A 17,783-nucleotide genomic window follows, 5' to 3' on the forward strand; every position below is an offset into this window, starting at 1 on the left:
CAGTAGCAGAGTTCAGCAATAGCCCCGCAGGCTGCCATTACTTACTGGCTCGCCGGTGCTTACGAATAATCGCATAGGCGCTCTGGATCTCCTGCGCTTTCGACTTAGCACGCTCAAGCTCTGCCGCCGATACTCCACGAGCGACAAGCTTATCAGGGTGGTACTCACTCATCAGGCGGCGGAACGTCTGCTTCAATTCTTCGTCAGAAACATCCGGCGCTAATCCGAGTACATTGAATGCACGCCGTACCTCACGACTCATCATCAATTCAGGACGACGCGGTTGAGATGTCTGTTGCGCGCGCTCCTGAGGCCGCGCTTTTTTCTCCCAGTCTGTCGAACCCTCGCCCCGGCTCAACCACCAGTAAAAACGGAACGGGGGAATGCCAAACGCTCTGCCAACCTGCTTCAGTACCTTGCGCTGCGCACGTTTTACCCGGCCATCTGCACGCGCTACCTTGACCAGTAACGAGAAGAAGACCTCGTGCTGGTTCGGCGGTAATCCAGCTTCCAGCGCTTTCAGATCACGCTCCAGTCGATAACTGCTCTGCTTACCCTCACCAAACAAACGAATGGCCAATGCACGACGGTCACCGGTCATTCCCAAGGCTTCGATCACGGCTTCGGCGGCGGCAATTTCTTTTTCGCTGATGCGACCATCCGCTTTAGCAAGATGCCCCATCACACGGAACAGAGCACTCATATGCTCCTGAGCCATTGGGCCTGCCGGACCACTGCGCGCCTTTTCAGCCAACCTGTCTAACAGGTGTCCGGCAATCGCACCAATCACCAGCCCGAACGGTCCGCCAGACAACAAACCAATGGCTGCACCCGACGCTTTTCCTACCCAGATACGATTGCTATTCGCCAACGGTTTCAATCGTCACCACCGTCTTGGTTAAGTAAATCGTTCTCCAAAGTCTTCAGTCGCTCGGGGGTGCCGACATCGACCCATCGGCCATTCATCAACTGACCTGCAAGCCGGTCCGTCGTCATGGCCTCTCGCAACATGGGTGCTAGTGGATAGGCGCCCGCCGACGCGGATGCCCATAATTCAGGTTTGAGGACGCTGACCCCACTGAACGTCAGTTGCTGCTCATTGACCACCCGCCCGGCCTGCAACGCAAAATCGCCCTTCGGATTATGATCCGGGTTATTGACCAGCCAGAGGCAACCAAGGTCAGTTTCATTCAGCTCATACTGAGCAGCCTCGGTGTAATCCCAGTCGGTCCAGACATCACCATTAATAAGCAGAAAAGGCGCTGCGCCAAGAAGCGGTAATGCCTGATAGACACCACCACCGGTTTCGAGTGCGTCGGCTTCTGCGGAGTAGCGAATAGTCAGCCCCCACGCGCTGCCATCCCCCAGGTGCTGTTCAATCTGTTCTCCCAACCAGGCGTGATTAATCACCACCTCTTTAATACCTGCCGCAGCAAGCTTCTCAAGATGGTGCACGATCAGGGGTTTACCACACAGAGGAATAAGCGGCTTAGGACATGTGTCCGTAAGCGGGGCCATTCTGGTACCTCGACCTGCCGCCAGAATCATTGCCTTCATGACAGGCCTTTCTCCATCGCTGGCAGAAATCGTTCGTCGAGCCACTGACAGAAAGCCGAGAATTCATAATACCGCCCTGCGACTTCGCGCAGATACACGCAGGTATTAGGGATATCCGCCAGATAACCTGCCTTACCATCACGAATATTAAGGCGGGCAAAGATACCCGCAGCTTTGAGGTGTCTCTGCATACCCATAAGGTCAAACGCTCTGGAGAAGGCGTCGTACGGCATATCCAGCACGCCCGCCAATGAGGCTTTCTCGTAGTAGTAGGCGGTCAACTCGTCAACGATCTGGTGTGGCCAACGCACATAGCAGTCACGTAATAGCGACACGAGATCGTAGGTGACAGCCCCCTGAACAGCATCCTGAAAGTCGATAACACCCAGGGCACCATCTGCACAAAGCATCAGATTCCGGGAGTGATAATCACGATGCACTACGACCTGCGGCTGCGCCAGCGCTGATTCAACCAGAATATCCGTAACATCAGAAATCAGTCTGTGCTCATCGGCCGACAGAGACAGCGAAATCTGACGTTCGCAGAGCCAGTCGGTGAACAGGGAAATCTCCTGACGCAGAAGAGCGGCATCGTATGCAGGCAGCTCACCGACCTTCAGCTTCTGAATGTTAATCAGCTCATCAATAGCGACTTTGTATAATGCGAGTACGCGCTCATGGTCGGCACCATCGTGAAGCGCCGGCCAAAGCAGCTGGTCGCCAAAGTCCTGCAGAAGCATGAATCCCTGAGCGATATCTTCGCTTAAAACCGCAGGCACATTCACACCCTGCTCTGACCAGCTGCGAGCGATCGCAATAAACTTAGGGTTATCTTCTTTCTCTGGAGGTGCATCCACACAGATCCAACTGGAATCGGCGCCCGTCAGCCGAAAATATCGACGAAAACTGGCATCGCCTGAAACCACTGACAATTCTGCGGTCAGATCTTCGCCAGTAAGTTGCTGAATCTGATTTACTGCCCAATGCGCAAGGTTATCCCTTCGCTGATCCATGCTGGCCTCTCGGAGTCAGTCGTTCTAGAATTGGGCCCCAGAATTGGCGCCCTGATAAGCCGCTAAAGATAACACACTTCATTCCGGAATCGCGCCTGCTGCCCTACATGACTGACCTGAACCGAACATCTCAGTACCTGCGTCTCTACTTGCGCCCGTGCCTGCATCTGTTGCTACCTGCGCTCGCCACCGGTCTGAGCCACCACGCATTGGCCGACTCTACGGGGGACTTCAACTATGAAGCCCTCGGCTGGACTCCGAGATCGCAGCTCCCGGCGGAACAGGCTGAAGCGCTTCCTGAGTTCTGCACAGGCGCCTACGTTGTCACCACACCTATGGCTCTCGACACCGACCGGATTGAGGCTGAGGCCGATCAGGGAACCTTAACCCGCGCCGGTGAAATTGAACTGAACGGCGATGTTGTATTTCAGCGACGAGACCAGCTTCTCAAAGCTGACTACGCGCATTGGTTTCCTGAGCAGCAAGTGGCTAACTTCAAGGGCAATGTGTCCATCACCTCACCGGGCATGACGCTGGGTGGCGACAACGCACGTATCGATGACGCTCAGGGTGACATCGAACTTAACCACAGCGCCTGGGTCATTGCCGACCGTCATTTGCGAGGAACCGCAGAACAACTGGGATCTCCCCAGGATCAGATACTAGAAATGAAAGGGGCGACCCTGACCTTCTGCGAACCTGGCCACAATGACTGGGACATTGCAGCCAGCGAACTGCGACTGGATCAGAACGAAGGGTTTGGCACGGCGTGGCACACCCGTCTCCGGGTCGCCGAGGTGCCGATTCTGTATATACCGTATTACCGCTTCCCGATTGATGACCGGCGACTCACCGGCTTCCTTGATCCCTCGCTGTCTGTGAACGGCATGGGTCAGGCGGAAGATATTCAGATTCCTTTTTATCTCAATATCGCACCCAATCTGGATGCCACCATCACCGCCCACCACGTGCTTGACCATGGTTTGTTGTGGGAGAACCAACTACGACACAAAACGGCGCTTTTCGGTGATGGCGAGCTGAATTACGGCATTCTCGCTGACGACGAAGAAACCGGCGAAGAGCGTTCTCTGGTGAATTACTCACAAACGGGTCGTTGGGGCCGTCACTGGAGCCACGAATTTCTCTACAATAATGTCAGCGATGATGACTACTTCTCGGACATGAACCCGAGTGCCTCTGTGTACCGGGCTTCCCACCTGCCTAGAAGAGGCCTGGTTCGCTACGATACAACACCGGTAAAGGCGACTTTCCTGGCTGAGAGCTTCCAGACGACGGACGAAGACATCTCGCTCAGCAACCGTCCGTATCGCCGCCTGCCTCAGGTCGGCCTGACACTAACACCAACACTAGAGTCAGGTTGGACGCTGAAGCAAACCGTGCAAGCCACCCGCTTTAACCGCGAAAGCTCCGCCGTGATCGACGGCACTCAGCAGACACTCAGTGGCCGCGCCGCTCTGAACGGTGATCGTTTTCTGTCGGACACCCGCATCGCCTACCCGATGACACAGCCATACGGTTTCTTCACGCCTGCACTGGATTACCGCTATCGCAGCTACCGGCTTTATGATGCAGAGCCTACCGACGACGATGAAACGCCAACGTTCGGAGCACCGCGCGTGACCCTGGACGGCGGCCTCTTCTTTGAGCGTGAAACCAGCGTCTTCAACACCGACTATATTCAGACTCTGGAACCTCGCGTGCTGTATGCGTACAGCCCCTACCGAAGCGGTCAGGAAGATATTCCGGCCTTCGATACCAAAGCCTCCAGCGTTACCTACTCAAGCTTATTCAACGGCGACCGTTTTACTGGTGGTGACCGCCTGGCCGACCTCAACCAGATCAGTACCGGGGTCACGACACGCTATATCCGCGATGATGGTCTGGAGCAGTTCAGGGCTGGCGTAGGTCAGATCTGGTATTTCCGCGATCGTGAAGTGAACATCAACGAAACCGAGAGCGACTACCTCGAGCGCCATACATCCAGCACCCTGGGCGAAGCGGAATGGAACCCAAACAACGACTGGACGGTCTTCTCTTTTCTCGAGTGGGATTCGCATCAGGACTACTTCCGTCAGCAACGCTACGGTGTCCGCTTCCGAGATGAAGCGAATCATATGTTAAGCATCAGCAATACACGCACCGAGAGCCGCGACCCTGACACTGAAACTAGCTACAATACGCACCAGCTTGATGCCAGTGCGTTCTGGTCTCTGAGTGATCGCTGGGCACTATTTGCAAGGCAGCTCCGTGATCTGAAACACTATGAGGCGGGAGAACGTCGCCCGGAAGACCCAGTACTGGAGTCTCTGGCCGGATTCGAATACCAGAATTGCTGCTGGCGAGCACAATTCACCTATCGGGAAACCTCACCTCGCAGCTCGGGGGAGTTCACAACCGAAAAACGTTACGGCTTTATGCTGAGCATTCAGTTAAAAGGTCTGACCACACTGGGCAGCGGCACCGACAGCCTCTTGTCTGAAAGCATTTATGGATACTCAAGACGCCAATACCATGACTATTAAGCACCTGATTTTTACTCTTCTGGCAATGACTGTCAGCGCCTTACTCCATGCAGAACCCCAGTTGATCGATCGTGTGGTGGCCGTCGTTGATGACGACATCATCATGGAAAGCGAGCTTGAACAACGCATCAAGACCGTGGGCGTACAGAATAACCAGAATGAACTGCCAGAAGCAGGCACACTGCGTGAACAAGTACTCGAACGCATGATCACCGAAAGTGTGCAGCTGCAGATGGCTGATCGTGCGGGCATCCGCATCAGTGAGTCGCAGCTGGATGATGCGATGGGGCGTATCGCAGCACAGAACGGTATGAGTCTGGCTGAGTTTCAACAGGCTATGGCCAGCGAAGGCGTTTCTTTTGCCTACGCACGTGAACAGATCCGCAATGAAATGCGCATCAGCCGGGTACAGCAGTATCAGGTGGGTGAGCGCATCCAGATTACAGATCAGGACATAGATTACTTTCTGGCCTCTGATATCGGTCGTATCGCCTCGGCCGCAGAATACAAACTTCGCCACATTCTGATTTCAGTTCGTTCTGGTGCCGCACCACAGGAATACAAAGAAGCTGAAAGCAAAGCAGAAAAGATTGTTGCTGAGCTACGCGATGGTGCTGATTTCGGTAAAACGGCAATGGCCGAATCTCAGGGACGCACGGCCTTGAATGGTGGCGATATGGGCTGGCGTAAAGATGCTCAGCTACCATCGATTTTCGCTGACATCGCACCAAAGATGAACGTTGGCGATATCTCAGACCCCATCCGCACTGCCAGTGGATTCCACATTATTAAGCTTGAAGACAAGCGCGGTGGTAACTCCAAGCTAATTCAACAGGCTGAAGTACGACATATTCTGATCACACCAAATGAAGTGCGCGATCAGGACCAGGCACGTGATCTCATTAATCAGATTTATGAACGCCTGAAAGCCGGTGCAGACTTCGCTAAACTTGCTCGTGAATACAGTGATGACCCTGGCAGTGGCGCTAGTGGCGGTGACCTTGGCTGGGTCTCTCCCGGCGACATGGTACCGGAATTTGAGCAAGCGATGGACGTAACACCAACCGGTGAGTTAAGTACGCCAGTGCGTAGTCAGTTTGGCTGGCATGTGCTTCAGGTGACCGACCGTCGTGAAGCCGACATCGGTGAAGAAGTGCAGCGTAATCAGGTACGCCAGATGCTCTATGGACGTCGCTTCGAAGAAGAGCTTCCCATCTGGCTGCGTAAAATTCGCTCAGAAGCCTACGTCGATATTAAGGAACAGTCGTGAGCCAGCGTCTTGCCGTAACGGCGGGAGAACCCGCCGGTATCGGGCCGGATCTCTGTGTTCAGATCGCCCAGACTGAGCTGTCGACCGAGCTTGTCGTCATCACAGACCCGGCTGTACTGACAGAGCGCGCGAATTCGCTGGGCCTCCCACTGACTCTCCATACCTTTGGTGATGCCGGAGCGCAGTCAGGTAATGGTCACCTGACCGTATTTCCTGTCGCGGCCAATGCACCAGTCAGCGCAGGCGTTCTCAACAAAGAGAATGGTGCCTTCGTAATAGAAACTCTGCGTATCGCAGCTGAAGGATGTGTTGACGGTCGCTGGGATGGCATAGTCACCGCACCGGTTCACAAAGGGGTCATCAACGAATCCGGCGTGCTTTTCAGTGGCCACACTGAGTATTTCCGCGATTACTGTGGCGTTGAAGAAGTCGTTATGATGCTCGCCACAGAAGACCTACGGGTCGCTCTTGTTACCACCCATCTACCGTTAAAAGACGTCGCCGATGCCTGCACTGGTGATCGCATTCAACGTGTCAGTCGAATACTGAACAACGACCTGCAGCAATTCTTTGGTGTCGCTGCACCGCATATTCTGGTAGCAGGCCTGAACCCGCACGCGGGTGAAGACGGCCACCTGGGTCGCGAAGAAATCGATACCATCATTCCGGCCCTGGATGCATTGCGGGAAGAAGGGCTTAACCTGACAGGCCCCCTGCCTGCAGACACCCTGTTTACACCCAAGTATCTCGATAACGCCGACGCGGCACTGGCGATGTATCACGATCAGGGGCTGCCTGTTCTTAAATTTCACGGCTTTGGCCGGGCTGCCAATATCACATTAGGGCTGCCTATCGTCCGTACCTCTGTTGATCACGGCACCGCGTTAGATCTTGCTGGCACAGGCAAGGCAGACAGCGGTAGCCTGCACACCGCTATTCAGGTCGCCACTCAGATGGCAGCCAACCGCAGAAAGGAAATAACCAAATGAGTAAACACACCCCCAAAGCCCATGGCCACAAGGCCCGGAAACGCTTTGGTCAGAACTTTCTGCACGACCAGCACGTAATCGGAAAAATCGTAAAAGCGATCAGCCCGAAACCGACGGATTGCCTGGTAGAAATCGGGCCGGGGATGGGCGCACTGACCGAGCCGCTGCTGGAAACCTCTGGCAAGCTGGACGTGGTCGAACTCGACCGCGATCTGATTCCGATTCTGCGTACTAAGTTCTTTAATTATCCGGATTTTCGTATCCACGAAGGCGACGCCCTTAAGTTCGACTTCAATACAATTCTCGAGCCGGGCCAACGCCTGCGTATTGTGGGTAACCTGCCCTATAACATTTCGACGCCGCTGATTTTTCATTTCCTGAGTCACCATAAAATGGTTCAGGACATGCATTTCATGCTGCAGAAAGAAGTCGTCGAGCGACTGGGCGCAGTGCCGGGCAACGGTGACTACGGTCGTCTTAGCATCATGGCGCAGTACTACTGCAAAGTAGAACCTCTGTTTATTGTCGGGCCCGGCGCATTTAACCCGCCACCTAAGGTCGAGTCCGCCATTGTGCGTATGGAGCCTTACGAAGAGCTGCCGTTTCCCGCGAAAGACCACAAGGTACTTGAGCGTGTAGTGCGTGAAGCCTTCAGTATGCGCCGCAAAACTATCCGCAATACATTGAAAAATCTCATTGATGCCGCCACCCTTGAAAGTATTGGTATTGATACTGGCCTGCGCCCAGAGAATCTGACACTGGAGCAATACGTTACCATTGCAGATAAGGTGGCAGAGCTACTGAAGGAGTCATCCAATGAAGCTTGAAGACACCGTCAATGTTGAGGTGGAAACCGAATATCTCGAAGAGCAGTCACTGCCAGAAGATGACCGCTTTGTATTCGCTTACCACATCAGCATCACCAACCGCGGTGATCAGGGAGCGACCCTGCGCACGCGCCATTGGTTTATCGCCGACGGCAATGCCGATGTACAGGAAGTCAAAGGCGAAGGTGTTATTGGCGTACAGCCTACCATTGAGCCCGGTGAGACCTATCGCTACTCATCAGGATCAGTCCTGGAGACACGCGTCGGTAGCATGCGCGGCTACTATGTTATGGAAGCGGACGACGGCACCCTGTTTCATGCGACCATCCCTGTATTCACCCTGGCTCTACCCAACGCACTGAACTGATGGCTACCTACGCGATTGGCGATCTGCAGGGCTGTTTCGAGCCGCTACAAAGACTGCTCAGCGAAATACGTTTCAACCGTAATAACGATCACCTGTGGTTCGCAGGCGATCTGGTTAACCGTGGCCCGGAGTCGCTAGAGTGCCTGCGCTTTATTCAGCAGTTGGGGCACAGGGCCACAGTCGTACTCGGCAATCACGACCTGCACATGCTGGCCTGCTACTACAGTGATCGTAAAACCAAAGGCGGCGATACACTGAAACACGTATTCGAGGCACCAGATGCTGGCTTTCTGATGGACTGGCTGCGGCATCAGCCTCTGGTTCATTACGATGCTGCGCGCAATTGGTGCATGAGCCACGCAGGACTGCCACCTATGTGGTCAGCGCGAAAAGCGCGTCGTCTGTCGCAGGAAGTTGAATACATACTTCAGAACGACTGCAAAACCTTCTTTCAGGGCATGTATGGAAACCAGCCTGACTTGTGGGACAAAAGTCTGACAGGCATTGACAGAATACGCCTGATCGTCAATTACTTAACACGTATGCGCTTCATTGATAAGGATGGTCGCCTTGACCTGAAAACTAAAGAGGGAGCAGGAAACTCTCCGCAAGGTTTTATACCCTGGTTTCAGCACCCCCATCGCCAGTCTGTCGATACCCGACTGCTGTTCGGGCACTGGGCAGCACTTGAGGGAAACGCCGACGTACGTAACGTATGGGCACTGGACACAGGTTGTGTCTGGGGTGGAGCCCTGACGGCATTACGCCTCGAAGACCAACAAAGATTCAGCGTGCCTGCGCAGGCTGACAGCTAAGAGAGAGACCTATGACCTTTGAACGAATCAACATCGCCGAAGCCAAATCGCTACTTGATGAAGCAGGTGTCCGCATTGCTGACATCCGCGATGCCCAGAGCTTCAACGATAACCATATAAAGGGCGCGGTGAATGTTGATAACGACAACCTGCCTGAGTTCATGCAGAACACACCGAAAGATGCTCCGCTTATTGTCTGCTGTTACCACGGCAACTCCAGTCAGGGTGCTGCGCAGTTCTTTGCCGCTCAGGGCTACACTCGCGTATTTAGTCTGGACGGCGGTTTCGAAATGTGGAAACTCGCTGTTCCTGAATTGTGCGCTCGCTGAGCGCACTCTGTCCCTTTTTTCAGCCCCAGTACTTCCCTTCTCCAGCGCACTACAAAAGCCGTAGACCGTTTTTTCAGGCATGTGCATTTTTATCCGGCTTTTCTGTCAAATCGTGTCTTTGATCACATTGGTCAGCTAATAATGCTGCATGCCGGCACAAGCTGTGCATACTGATTATACGACGTCAAAGAAACATAAATTCTCTGGCCAACAACAACGAATAAGGGACATACTGGTCCCAGACATAGCAAATTTTTACAGGGTTTTATGTAACGGAAACATATATTCGGACAGACCGATAAGGGGTGAACCATGAGCGTATTCAGTCGTTTTCAGGAGCGCTATCGCGACACGCAGGAAGAGGTAATGAGCCTTCAGGACTACCTTGAGCTGTGCAAACAGGATCCCACCGTTTATGCCTCCGCGGCAGAGCGAATGCTAATGGCCATTGGTGAGCCAGAGATCATCGACACCTCCCGGGATCTTCGTCTGAGCCGGATATTTTCCAACAAAGTCATCAAGCGCTACCCAGCCTTCTCTGAGTTTTACGGTATGGAAGACGCCGTCGAGAACATAGTCTCCTACTTCCGTCACGCTGCACAGGGTCTCGAAGAGCGTAAACAGATCCTGTATCTGTTGGGCCCGGTCGGTGGTGGTAAATCCTCTCTCGCCGAACGTCTGAAAGAGTTAATTCAACGTATTCCTTTTTACGCCATTAAAGGTTCGCCTGTCTTTGAATCGCCCATGGGGCTGTTTGACCCCAACGAGGATGGGGCGATTCTGGAAGAAGATTACGGTATTCCACGCCGCTATCTTGGCAAGGTTATGTCTCCGTGGGCCGTTAAGCGCCTTCACGAATTAGGCGGTGACATCAGTAAATTTGAAGTCGTAAAACTCTACCCGTCCATTCTCGATCAGACGGGGGTGGCCAAAACCGAACCCGGTGACGAAAACAACCAGGACATTTCATCTCTGGTCGGTAAAGTCGATATCCGCAAGCTGGAAGACTACGCCCAGGATGACCCGGATGCTTACGCATACTCAGGCGCACTCTGCCGTGCCAACCAGGGGCTGATGGAGTTTGTCGAGATGTTCAAGGCGCCTATTAAGGTGCTCCACCCATTACTGACAGCGACTCAGGAAGGCAACTACAACGGCACCGAAGGCATGGGGGCGATTCCTTTCGAAGGCGTCATCCTCGCTCACTCAAACGAATCCGAGTGGCAGGCATTCCGCAACAATAAAAACAACGAGGCTTTCCTCGACCGTGTTTATATTGTGAAAGTGCCCTACTGCCTGCGTGTTGATGAAGAAATAAACATCTACAAAAAACTTCTGGAGCATTCGTCACTGGCTGAATCGCCATGTGCGCCTGACACCCTGTCGATGTTGGCCCAGTTCACTGTACTTTCGCGCTTAAAAGTCCCGGAGAATTCCAGCGTCTACTCGAAGATGCGGATCTACAACGGCGAGAATCTGAAAGATACAGATCCGAAAGCGAAGTCGATTCAGGAATACAAAGATGGAGCTGGCGTCGATGAGGGTATGAGCGGCATCTCCACCCGCTTTGCTTTCAAAATTCTCTCCAAGGTATTCAACTTCGACTCAACCGAGGTGGCCGCCAACCCAGTGCACCTGATGTATGTCCTTGAGCAGGCGATTGAACAGGAGCAATTCCCTGAGGAAACGCAAAATCGCTACCTGAACTACCTGAAGGAATACCTGGCCACCGAGTATGTGAACTTTATCGGTAAAGAAATTCAGACCGCGTACCTCGAGTCGTATGCCGAATATGGTCAGAATATCTTTGATCGTTACGTCACCTATGCCGATTTCTGGATTCAGGATCAGGAATATCGTGACCCGGAAACCGGTGAAATGCTGGACCGCGTATCGATCAATGAAGAACTCGAGAAAATCGAAAAATCCGCAGGCATCAGCAATCCGAAAGATTTCCGCAATGAAATCGTTAACTTCGTACTGCGCGCCCGTGCCAACAATAATGGTAATAACCCCAGCTGGCAGTCCTACGAGAAGATGCGCTCCGTTATCGAGAAGAAAATGTTCTCGAATACTGAGGATCTTCTGCCGGTCATATCTTTCTCAGCAAAATCTTCAAACGAAGATCAGAAGAAGCACGACGACTTCGTTGCGCGTATGACCGAGCGCGGCTACACCGAGAAACAGGTTCGCCTGCTCTCTGAGTGGTATCTGCGCGTTCGTAAGTCACAGTAATTGTCTGCGGGCACCTGGTCACTGGGTGCCCGCTGAGAGAGGGTTGAATGTCATATATTATTGACCGACGCTTGAACGGAAAAAATAAAAGTATGGTCAACCGCCAGCGTTTCTTACGACGCTATCGCGGCCATATCAAAGACGCAGTACAGGATGCCGTAAACCGCCGTTCCATCACAGATATGGATCGCGGTGAGCAAATCAGTATTCCCACCAAAAATACGCACGAACCCCGTATCGGCCATGGACAGGGGGGCCGACAACACCGCGTATACCCAGGCAATAAAGAGTTCAACACCGGCGATGAGCTGGAGAAGCCACAAGGTGGAGGCGGTGGCCAGGGTAGCGGACAAGCCAGTAATCAGGGCGAAGGCGAAGAAGACTTCACTTTTGCCATTACCCGAGAAGAATTCCTGAATTATCTGTTTGATGATCTGGCATTGCCTAACATGGTGAAGCAGTCTCTTGCGCGCACTAAAAACTTCAAGACCCGTCGCGCTGGCTTTGTCTCTGAAGGCACACCAAACAACCTCTCGGTGGTAAAGTCGATGCGCAACGCCCATGCCCGCCGCATCGGAATGGGCGCTGGTAAGCGTCGCAAGTTAAAAGAACTTGAGGCTGCATTGGCTGATGCAGAAAACCGTGGCGACTCAGGTGCGGTTGCAACACTGAAAGCTGACATTGCTGATCTTGAGCGTCGCCTCAAGAAGATCCCCTTCCTTGACGATATTGACCTGCGCTATCGCAACCAGGTCAAAGTACCCATGCCTACCAGCAAAGCCGTGATGTTCTGTCTGATGGATGTCTCGGGCTCAATGACGCAGGACGTCAAAGACATGGCTAAGCGTTTCTATCTGCTGCTGTATCTTTTTCTGGAGCGTAATTACGAACAGATTGAGATTGTATTTATCCGCCACCACACCAGTGCCAAAGAGGTAACCGAAGAAGAGTTTTTCTATTCGCGGGAGACAGGTGGCACCATCGTCTCCAGTGCCCTGAAACTGATGAATGAAATCGTAAAATCACGCTACGACGAAAATGAGTGGAATATCTACGCAGCTCAGGCATCGGATGGCGATAACTGGGATGATGACTCCCCTCAGTGCGCTGAAATCCTGCGAAACGAACTTCTGCCAGTAGTTCAGTACTTCTCTTACATCGAGATTACGCCGCACAACCATCAGGCGCTTTGGGAAGCCTACCAGCAGGTCGGCAGTGAGTTTAAAAAGAACTTTGCGATGGCTCAGATCCGCGGTCCTGAGGATATATTCCCGGTATTCCGCGAGCTGTTCTCAAAAGAACAGTATGAGGAGGCAATATGAGTAACTACATATCCACCGATTCGGACTGGACCTTTGCACTCCTCGAAGAATACGACAGCGAAATAGCGCGCGTCGCGGCCCACTATCGGCTCGATACTTATCCGAATCAGATCGAAGTTATCAGTGCAGAGCAGATGATGGACGCTTACTCGTCGGTCGGTATGCCAATCGGCTACAACCACTGGTCCTACGGTAAGCAGTTTCTTGCTACTCAGAAAGGTTATCAACGCGGTCAGATGGGGTTGGCGTATGAGATCGTCATTAACTCCAATCCCTGTATTGCCTACCTGATGGAAGAAAACACTCTGCCGATGCAGGCACTGGTGATTGCTCACGCCTGTTATGGGCACAACTCATTCTTTAAAAATAACTACCTCTTCCGCACCTGGACGGATGCGGGCTCCATCATTGATTACCTGGTGTTCGCCAAAAATTATGTACGAAAATGCGAAGAGCGCTACGGTCAGGATGAAGTTGAGCAGGTTCTTGATGCCTGCCATGCTCTGCAGAATTACGGTGTCGATCGCTACCGCCGACCCAAGCCAATTTCTGCGGCCGAAGAACGGATGCGTCAGGAAGAGCGTGAAGAAATCCGCCAGCAGCAACTGAACGATCTCTGGCGCACCCTTCCAACCAAAAAACAGAACGGAGATGCAGCCCAGAAGAAACGAAAATTCCCGTCAGAGCCGCAAGAAAATATTCTGTACTTTATTGAAAAAAATGCGCCTTTATTACAGCCATGGCAGCGTGAGCTGGTGCGTATCGTTCGTAAAATATCTCAGTACTTTTACCCACAACGTCAGACTCAGGTCATGAACGAAGGCTGGGCTACTTTCTGGCACTACACACTGCTGAACCATCTTTACGACGAGGGAAAAGTTAACGATGGTTTTATGATGGAGTTTCTTACTTCACATACCAACGTAGTGTATCAGCCTGGATTTGATTCACCCTATTTCAGCGGTATTAACCCCTACGCACTGGGCTTTAATATGTTCCAGGACATTAAGCGTATATGCGAAGACCCTACCGATGAAGACCGCGAGTGGTTCCCGGATATTGCAGGAAAAGACTGGCTGGATACTCTGCACTTTGCCATGCGTGACTTTAAAGATGAGAGTTTTATTCAGCAATTCCTGTCACCCAAGCTGATGCGCGACTTTCACTTGTTCTCTATTTACGACGATGAAGCGGCAGATCACTATCGCGTTGATGCGATTCATAACGACAGCGGTTTCCGCCGGTTAAGAGAAACCCTCGCACGCCAGTACGACCTGTCAGTGCGGGAACCGAATATTCAGATCACAAACGTTGATATTGAAGGCGACCGCTCAATCACCCTGAGGCACACGCAGCAGGATGGAATGCCACTCGCCGGAGATACGTACGAAGTGCTGAAGCATATTCACCTGCTCTGGGGCTTTGATGTTCATCTGGAAAGCTGGGATGGCGATAAGATGCTGAAACGGATGAGCTGTCCGTCGATATCAGTAGAACTTTGATTTATTGCACTGACTCAACAGCCGGGACCATCACCTACCAGGCAATCACCATATCATCACGCTGAATCGCTAAGCGCTCTGCAGGGCCGCCCAGCTCAGCAATAACAAACTGTGGCTGCACTTGCTTAACCACGGCTTCGGCGGCCATATCAGTCAGTTCAGTGCGCGGCTCCAGATCCAGGTTGTACAGAGTTCCTGTGCGATACACTTTTAATGTATCCCCCGGCCGTAAACCAGCGGCAGCACTTGCTTCTATGTGTAGACGATTGCCGCGCGCCCTGACTATCCGGGCCATAAAAGGCTGGCAACGCAACATTTCGTCAACATCACCGGCTGCTCGCTTGAGAATATCAGCCACTTCAGTGCCGTAAGACGTCGCCCAGAACTGCGGCGTAGCAAAGCCGGTTTTCTCATTTCGCGGCGCTTCCCACTCACCTTCTGTGCGGTATGAGCGCTGGAACAACATGGCGCCACTGAGCCCGTCATGAACAAACACATCCATGACAAAATCACGCGTCGGCGCAGTAGGAAACCCCATCAACCGACTGGCAAATCCGCTTTTCTGTGGTGTATGCAATGCCAGATCACGAATCACACCGGACACCACATATTGAGCACCAAGCTGCGTCGCCAGCGCCACAGAGGTTGTCAGACGCTGCTGAGCGGTTTCTGCTGACGGCGCACGCCGAGGATCCTGATAGAGGCTGATCCGGGTTGCGTCGAGCGCGTGCACGCCACCACCTGAATTGAGCTCCGCAGCAAGCCAACGCGGCAAGCCCTGTTCAATATTTTCTAATCGCCCCAACGTAGCCTGCTGTGGCTGCGCCAGTCCGAAACCGGCAACGGCCACGGCTTTCCGGTAACTCTGTACGGATGCAGGACACAAGGCCGCTTCGTCGACGTCCGCACGAATTGTGACTTCGTACATGCCGTTCACTGTGTCTTCACGCAGGATCTCAACATCACTGACCTGCGAGCGGGTCGATACGCGTACAGTGTCTGTACTGACGACGCCTTTCTCCATCAACTGCATTCCGCTGATCTGTGCGCCTGCCTGTAAACTGGCCTGATGCAGCGCATCTTCCATCGCCTGCTCTCGTGCATACGACAGTGCTCCTTCAACCGGAGCACGACCAGTCACCTGCACTACTTCGGCCTGAGTATGACCAAACGGGAGTGCCAGCAGTCCGACAAGTAACGAAGATAAACGGAAGCGTTTCATAACAAAATCCCTTACTCGATGAAGTAGAAGCCGCTTTCAGGCACAGAGGCTTCGCCCTGAACACGGTTACGCTGGCTCGCAGCAAACTGCTGAGCATCTCGCCCACCAAGAGGCACCCTGCAATCCACGTTAAAGCGTTGGTTGTCCATCGTCTGCAGGCAGTTACGGAAGCCCTGATCGATGATCATCTCAAGTACGGTTTCTGCACTGCCATCTGGCATCAGGTCAGTAGAAACTACCCGCGCACCATGCATATAGGTTTCTACATAGCTGCGAAACCTGTCGTTCTGTACGACCATATCGCGCACGGTAGTGCTGCCCTGAACCGAGGTACCGTATACCCGCTCGGCCATGGCCCTGTAGGCATCCATTTTGGACGCACGAATGGCCATCAGGCGCTTCTGAACCGACGACTGCTTAGCGGCGTCATCAATAGCGCCGTAGCCGACAACCCGGAGCACCATAGGCGCAACAGGGTCAATTTCCTGTTCGACGGGCTTAAAGAATTGCTCAGGTGGTGCACTGGCATTGCCCTGATCCAGAACCGGTCCGGCACAGGCGGTTAACAATCCTGCAGAGAGCACCAGGGCGCCTGCGGTTACACATTTCAGCTTCATATCTGACTCCATACCAGCAGCAGGTGGATCACCATCCACCCCTGACTTGTTTTGCTATAAGACGGCTATCGGCCGATATGAAGAAAAGTTAAGACGATTGACGCTCACTTTTTTGTACTGACTTTGTAACCGCAGGATAACGACCAGCGACCAGTGCTCTTAACCACCGGTCCGGTGAGCGATGCCATTGGTACACAGCCAGCGATGCGAGCAGTATGGCGGCACCGGCAAAGCTCTCCCACTGCAAGCGTTCACCCCGCAACAGATAACCCCAGAAAATAGCGAGGACAGGTGCAACCAGCGTGATCAGCGTCACTCTTGAAGTCGGGAGCTGCCGCAGAATATAAAAGTAGAGTACAAAGGCGAGCAGCGAACCACAGGTAATCAGATAGCCCAGCGCAGCAAAAGAAATGACATCCTTTTCTTGCGGAATATGCACACCGAAGAAGGGGACCGTACAGAGATACAGCAACCCCGACACCCAAAGCGTGCCGCTCGTCTGAACCATAGGATGAATCCCTGCTCCAACCTGCTTCACCCAGACCGCGCTACCAGCGAAACACAATACCGACACCACACTGCCTACAATGCCGCGCCAGGCCAGACCGTCCATAGAAATGCGTGCCGACACCACCAGCGCCAGTCCCGCCAGCGCCATTACCAGAGCAAACGAACGTACAGGGGTGAGTTCACGCTCACGCAGAACAACATAAGCCAAGGCACCCGACAGCATGGGGGAAAGCCCATAAATCACTGAAATCAATCCCGATGGAATATGTGCAGCCCCCCAGTACACCGACATCATCGCGCCATAGATCCCAAGACTGCCGCCCAGATAACTCTGCAATGCCTGTTTATTGAAGACGAGGCGCTGGCGCATCAACCAGACCAGAGGCAGGGACAGTAAGGCACTGACCCACATACGCAGACTGACGGCCGTAAAAAAATCGAGCCCGTTCTGGCTGAATTGAATTGCCACTGGCGTGGTGGACCAGATCAGTACCACCAGAAGATACGCCACTATAATTTTCATAAGTCACCTATAGCCTACCGGGCTCTACCATGAACCCTGGGTGTGTTTTGGCAACACAGCGACCAGAAACAAAAAAGGCCGCATCAAGTGCCACTGCTGTCCCACAGTTTTGGGATCATATAACGAGCCTCATCTGAGGCTC

The 17,783-nt window shown here is 53.1% G+C and carries 16 protein-coding genes; 10 read left to right on the forward strand and 6 right to left on the reverse strand.

Annotated elements, in window-relative coordinates; genetic code table 11:
• Window positions 1-37: 37 nt before the first annotated feature.
• From djlA to AC5E51_RS07330, 3 genes are read right to left on the reverse strand one after another with little or no spacing between them, the layout of a single operon-like run.
• Complete coding sequence (gene djlA, locus AC5E51_RS07320) at window positions 38-880, reverse strand: co-chaperone DjlA (protein ID WP_301378667.1); 843 nt, start codon at window positions 878-880, stop codon at window positions 38-40.
• Window positions 877-1,557, reverse strand: coding sequence for an N-acetylmuramate alpha-1-phosphate uridylyltransferase MurU (murU, locus tag AC5E51_RS07325; RefSeq protein WP_301378669.1), 681 nt, complete (start codon window positions 1,555-1,557; stop codon window positions 877-879). Before murU ends, djlA begins: the two co-directional genes overlap by 4 nt.
• Window positions 1,554-2,570: an aminoglycoside phosphotransferase family protein gene (locus AC5E51_RS07330; RefSeq protein WP_488073140.1), complete on the reverse strand. Its 1,017-nt coding sequence runs from the start codon at window positions 2,568-2,570 to the stop codon at window positions 1,554-1,556. The genes murU and AC5E51_RS07330 overlap by 4 nt, the downstream gene beginning before the upstream one ends.
• A gap of 107 nt (window positions 2,571-2,677) precedes the next feature.
• Between AC5E51_RS07330 and AC5E51_RS07335 the strand changes: the two genes are divergently transcribed.
• The 10 genes from AC5E51_RS07335 (at window position 2,678) to AC5E51_RS07380 (ending at window position 14,769) form a co-directional block, all read left to right on the forward strand.
• Window positions 2,678-5,113, forward strand: coding sequence for an LPS-assembly protein LptD (locus tag AC5E51_RS07335; protein WP_491778378.1), 2,436 nt, complete (start codon window positions 2,678-2,680; stop codon window positions 5,111-5,113).
• Window positions 5,079-6,383 (forward strand): peptidylprolyl isomerase, encoded by a 1,305-nt coding sequence (locus tag AC5E51_RS07340; protein WP_491778379.1) that lies wholly within the window; start codon window positions 5,079-5,081, stop codon window positions 6,381-6,383. Before AC5E51_RS07335 ends, AC5E51_RS07340 begins: the two co-directional genes overlap by 35 nt.
• Complete coding sequence (gene pdxA / locus AC5E51_RS07345; RefSeq protein WP_491778380.1) at window positions 6,380-7,372, forward strand: 4-hydroxythreonine-4-phosphate dehydrogenase PdxA; 993 nt, start codon at window positions 6,380-6,382, stop codon at window positions 7,370-7,372. Before AC5E51_RS07340 ends, pdxA begins: the two co-directional genes overlap by 4 nt.
• A complete protein-coding gene (gene rsmA, locus AC5E51_RS07350) occupies window positions 7,369-8,199 on the forward strand; it encodes a 16S rRNA (adenine(1518)-N(6)/adenine(1519)-N(6))-dimethyltransferase RsmA (protein ID WP_488073136.1) in 831 nt (276 codons plus the stop codon). Before pdxA ends, rsmA begins: the two co-directional genes overlap by 4 nt.
• Complete coding sequence (gene apaG, locus AC5E51_RS07355; RefSeq protein ID WP_488073135.1) at window positions 8,189-8,566, forward strand: Co2+/Mg2+ efflux protein ApaG; 378 nt, start codon at window positions 8,189-8,191, stop codon at window positions 8,564-8,566. Before rsmA ends, apaG begins: the two co-directional genes overlap by 11 nt.
• Window positions 8,566-9,381 carry a symmetrical bis(5'-nucleosyl)-tetraphosphatase gene (locus AC5E51_RS07360; protein ID WP_488073134.1) on the forward strand — a complete coding sequence of 272 codons (816 nt, stop codon included), beginning with the start codon at window positions 8,566-8,568 and terminating at the stop codon, window positions 9,379-9,381. Before apaG ends, AC5E51_RS07360 begins: the two co-directional genes overlap by 1 nt.
• A gap of 11 nt (window positions 9,382-9,392) precedes the next feature.
• A complete protein-coding gene (glpE, locus tag AC5E51_RS07365) occupies window positions 9,393-9,710 on the forward strand; it encodes a thiosulfate sulfurtransferase GlpE (RefSeq protein WP_488073133.1) in 318 nt (105 codons plus the stop codon).
• Window positions 9,711-10,022: 312 nt separating this feature from the next.
• The gene (locus AC5E51_RS07370; protein WP_068441632.1) at window positions 10,023-11,945 is read left to right on the forward strand and encodes a PrkA family serine protein kinase; all 1,923 of its coding nucleotides are present in this window, start codon (window positions 10,023-10,025) and stop codon (window positions 11,943-11,945) included.
• Between the two features lie 47 nt (window positions 11,946-11,992).
• Window positions 11,993-13,267, forward strand: coding sequence for a YeaH/YhbH family protein (locus tag AC5E51_RS07375; protein WP_491778381.1), 1,275 nt, complete (start codon window positions 11,993-11,995; stop codon window positions 13,265-13,267).
• Window positions 13,264-14,769 carry a SpoVR family protein gene (locus AC5E51_RS07380; RefSeq protein ID WP_273091709.1) on the forward strand — a complete coding sequence of 502 codons (1,506 nt, stop codon included), beginning with the start codon at window positions 13,264-13,266 and terminating at the stop codon, window positions 14,767-14,769. The genes AC5E51_RS07375 and AC5E51_RS07380 overlap by 4 nt, the downstream gene beginning before the upstream one ends.
• Before the next feature lie 34 nt (window positions 14,770-14,803).
• Here AC5E51_RS07380 and AC5E51_RS07385 read toward each other — a convergent pair whose 3' ends face one another.
• The 3 genes from AC5E51_RS07385 to AC5E51_RS07395 form a co-directional block, all read right to left on the reverse strand.
• Window positions 14,804-15,991: a flagellar assembly protein FlgT gene (locus AC5E51_RS07385; RefSeq protein ID WP_301378679.1), complete on the reverse strand. Its 1,188-nt coding sequence runs from the start codon at window positions 15,989-15,991 to the stop codon at window positions 14,804-14,806.
• Window positions 15,992-16,002: 11 nt separating this feature from the next.
• Window positions 16,003-16,608 (reverse strand): LPP20 family lipoprotein, encoded by a 606-nt coding sequence (locus AC5E51_RS07390; protein ID WP_068441647.1) that lies wholly within the window; start codon window positions 16,606-16,608, stop codon window positions 16,003-16,005.
• Between the two features lie 88 nt (window positions 16,609-16,696).
• Window positions 16,697-17,641: a DMT family transporter gene (locus AC5E51_RS07395; protein WP_068441618.1), complete on the reverse strand. Its 945-nt coding sequence runs from the start codon at window positions 17,639-17,641 to the stop codon at window positions 16,697-16,699.
• Between the last annotated feature and the right edge of the window lie 142 nt (window positions 17,642-17,783).

The sequence above is a fragment of the Thalassolituus sp. genome (assembly GCF_984348125.1).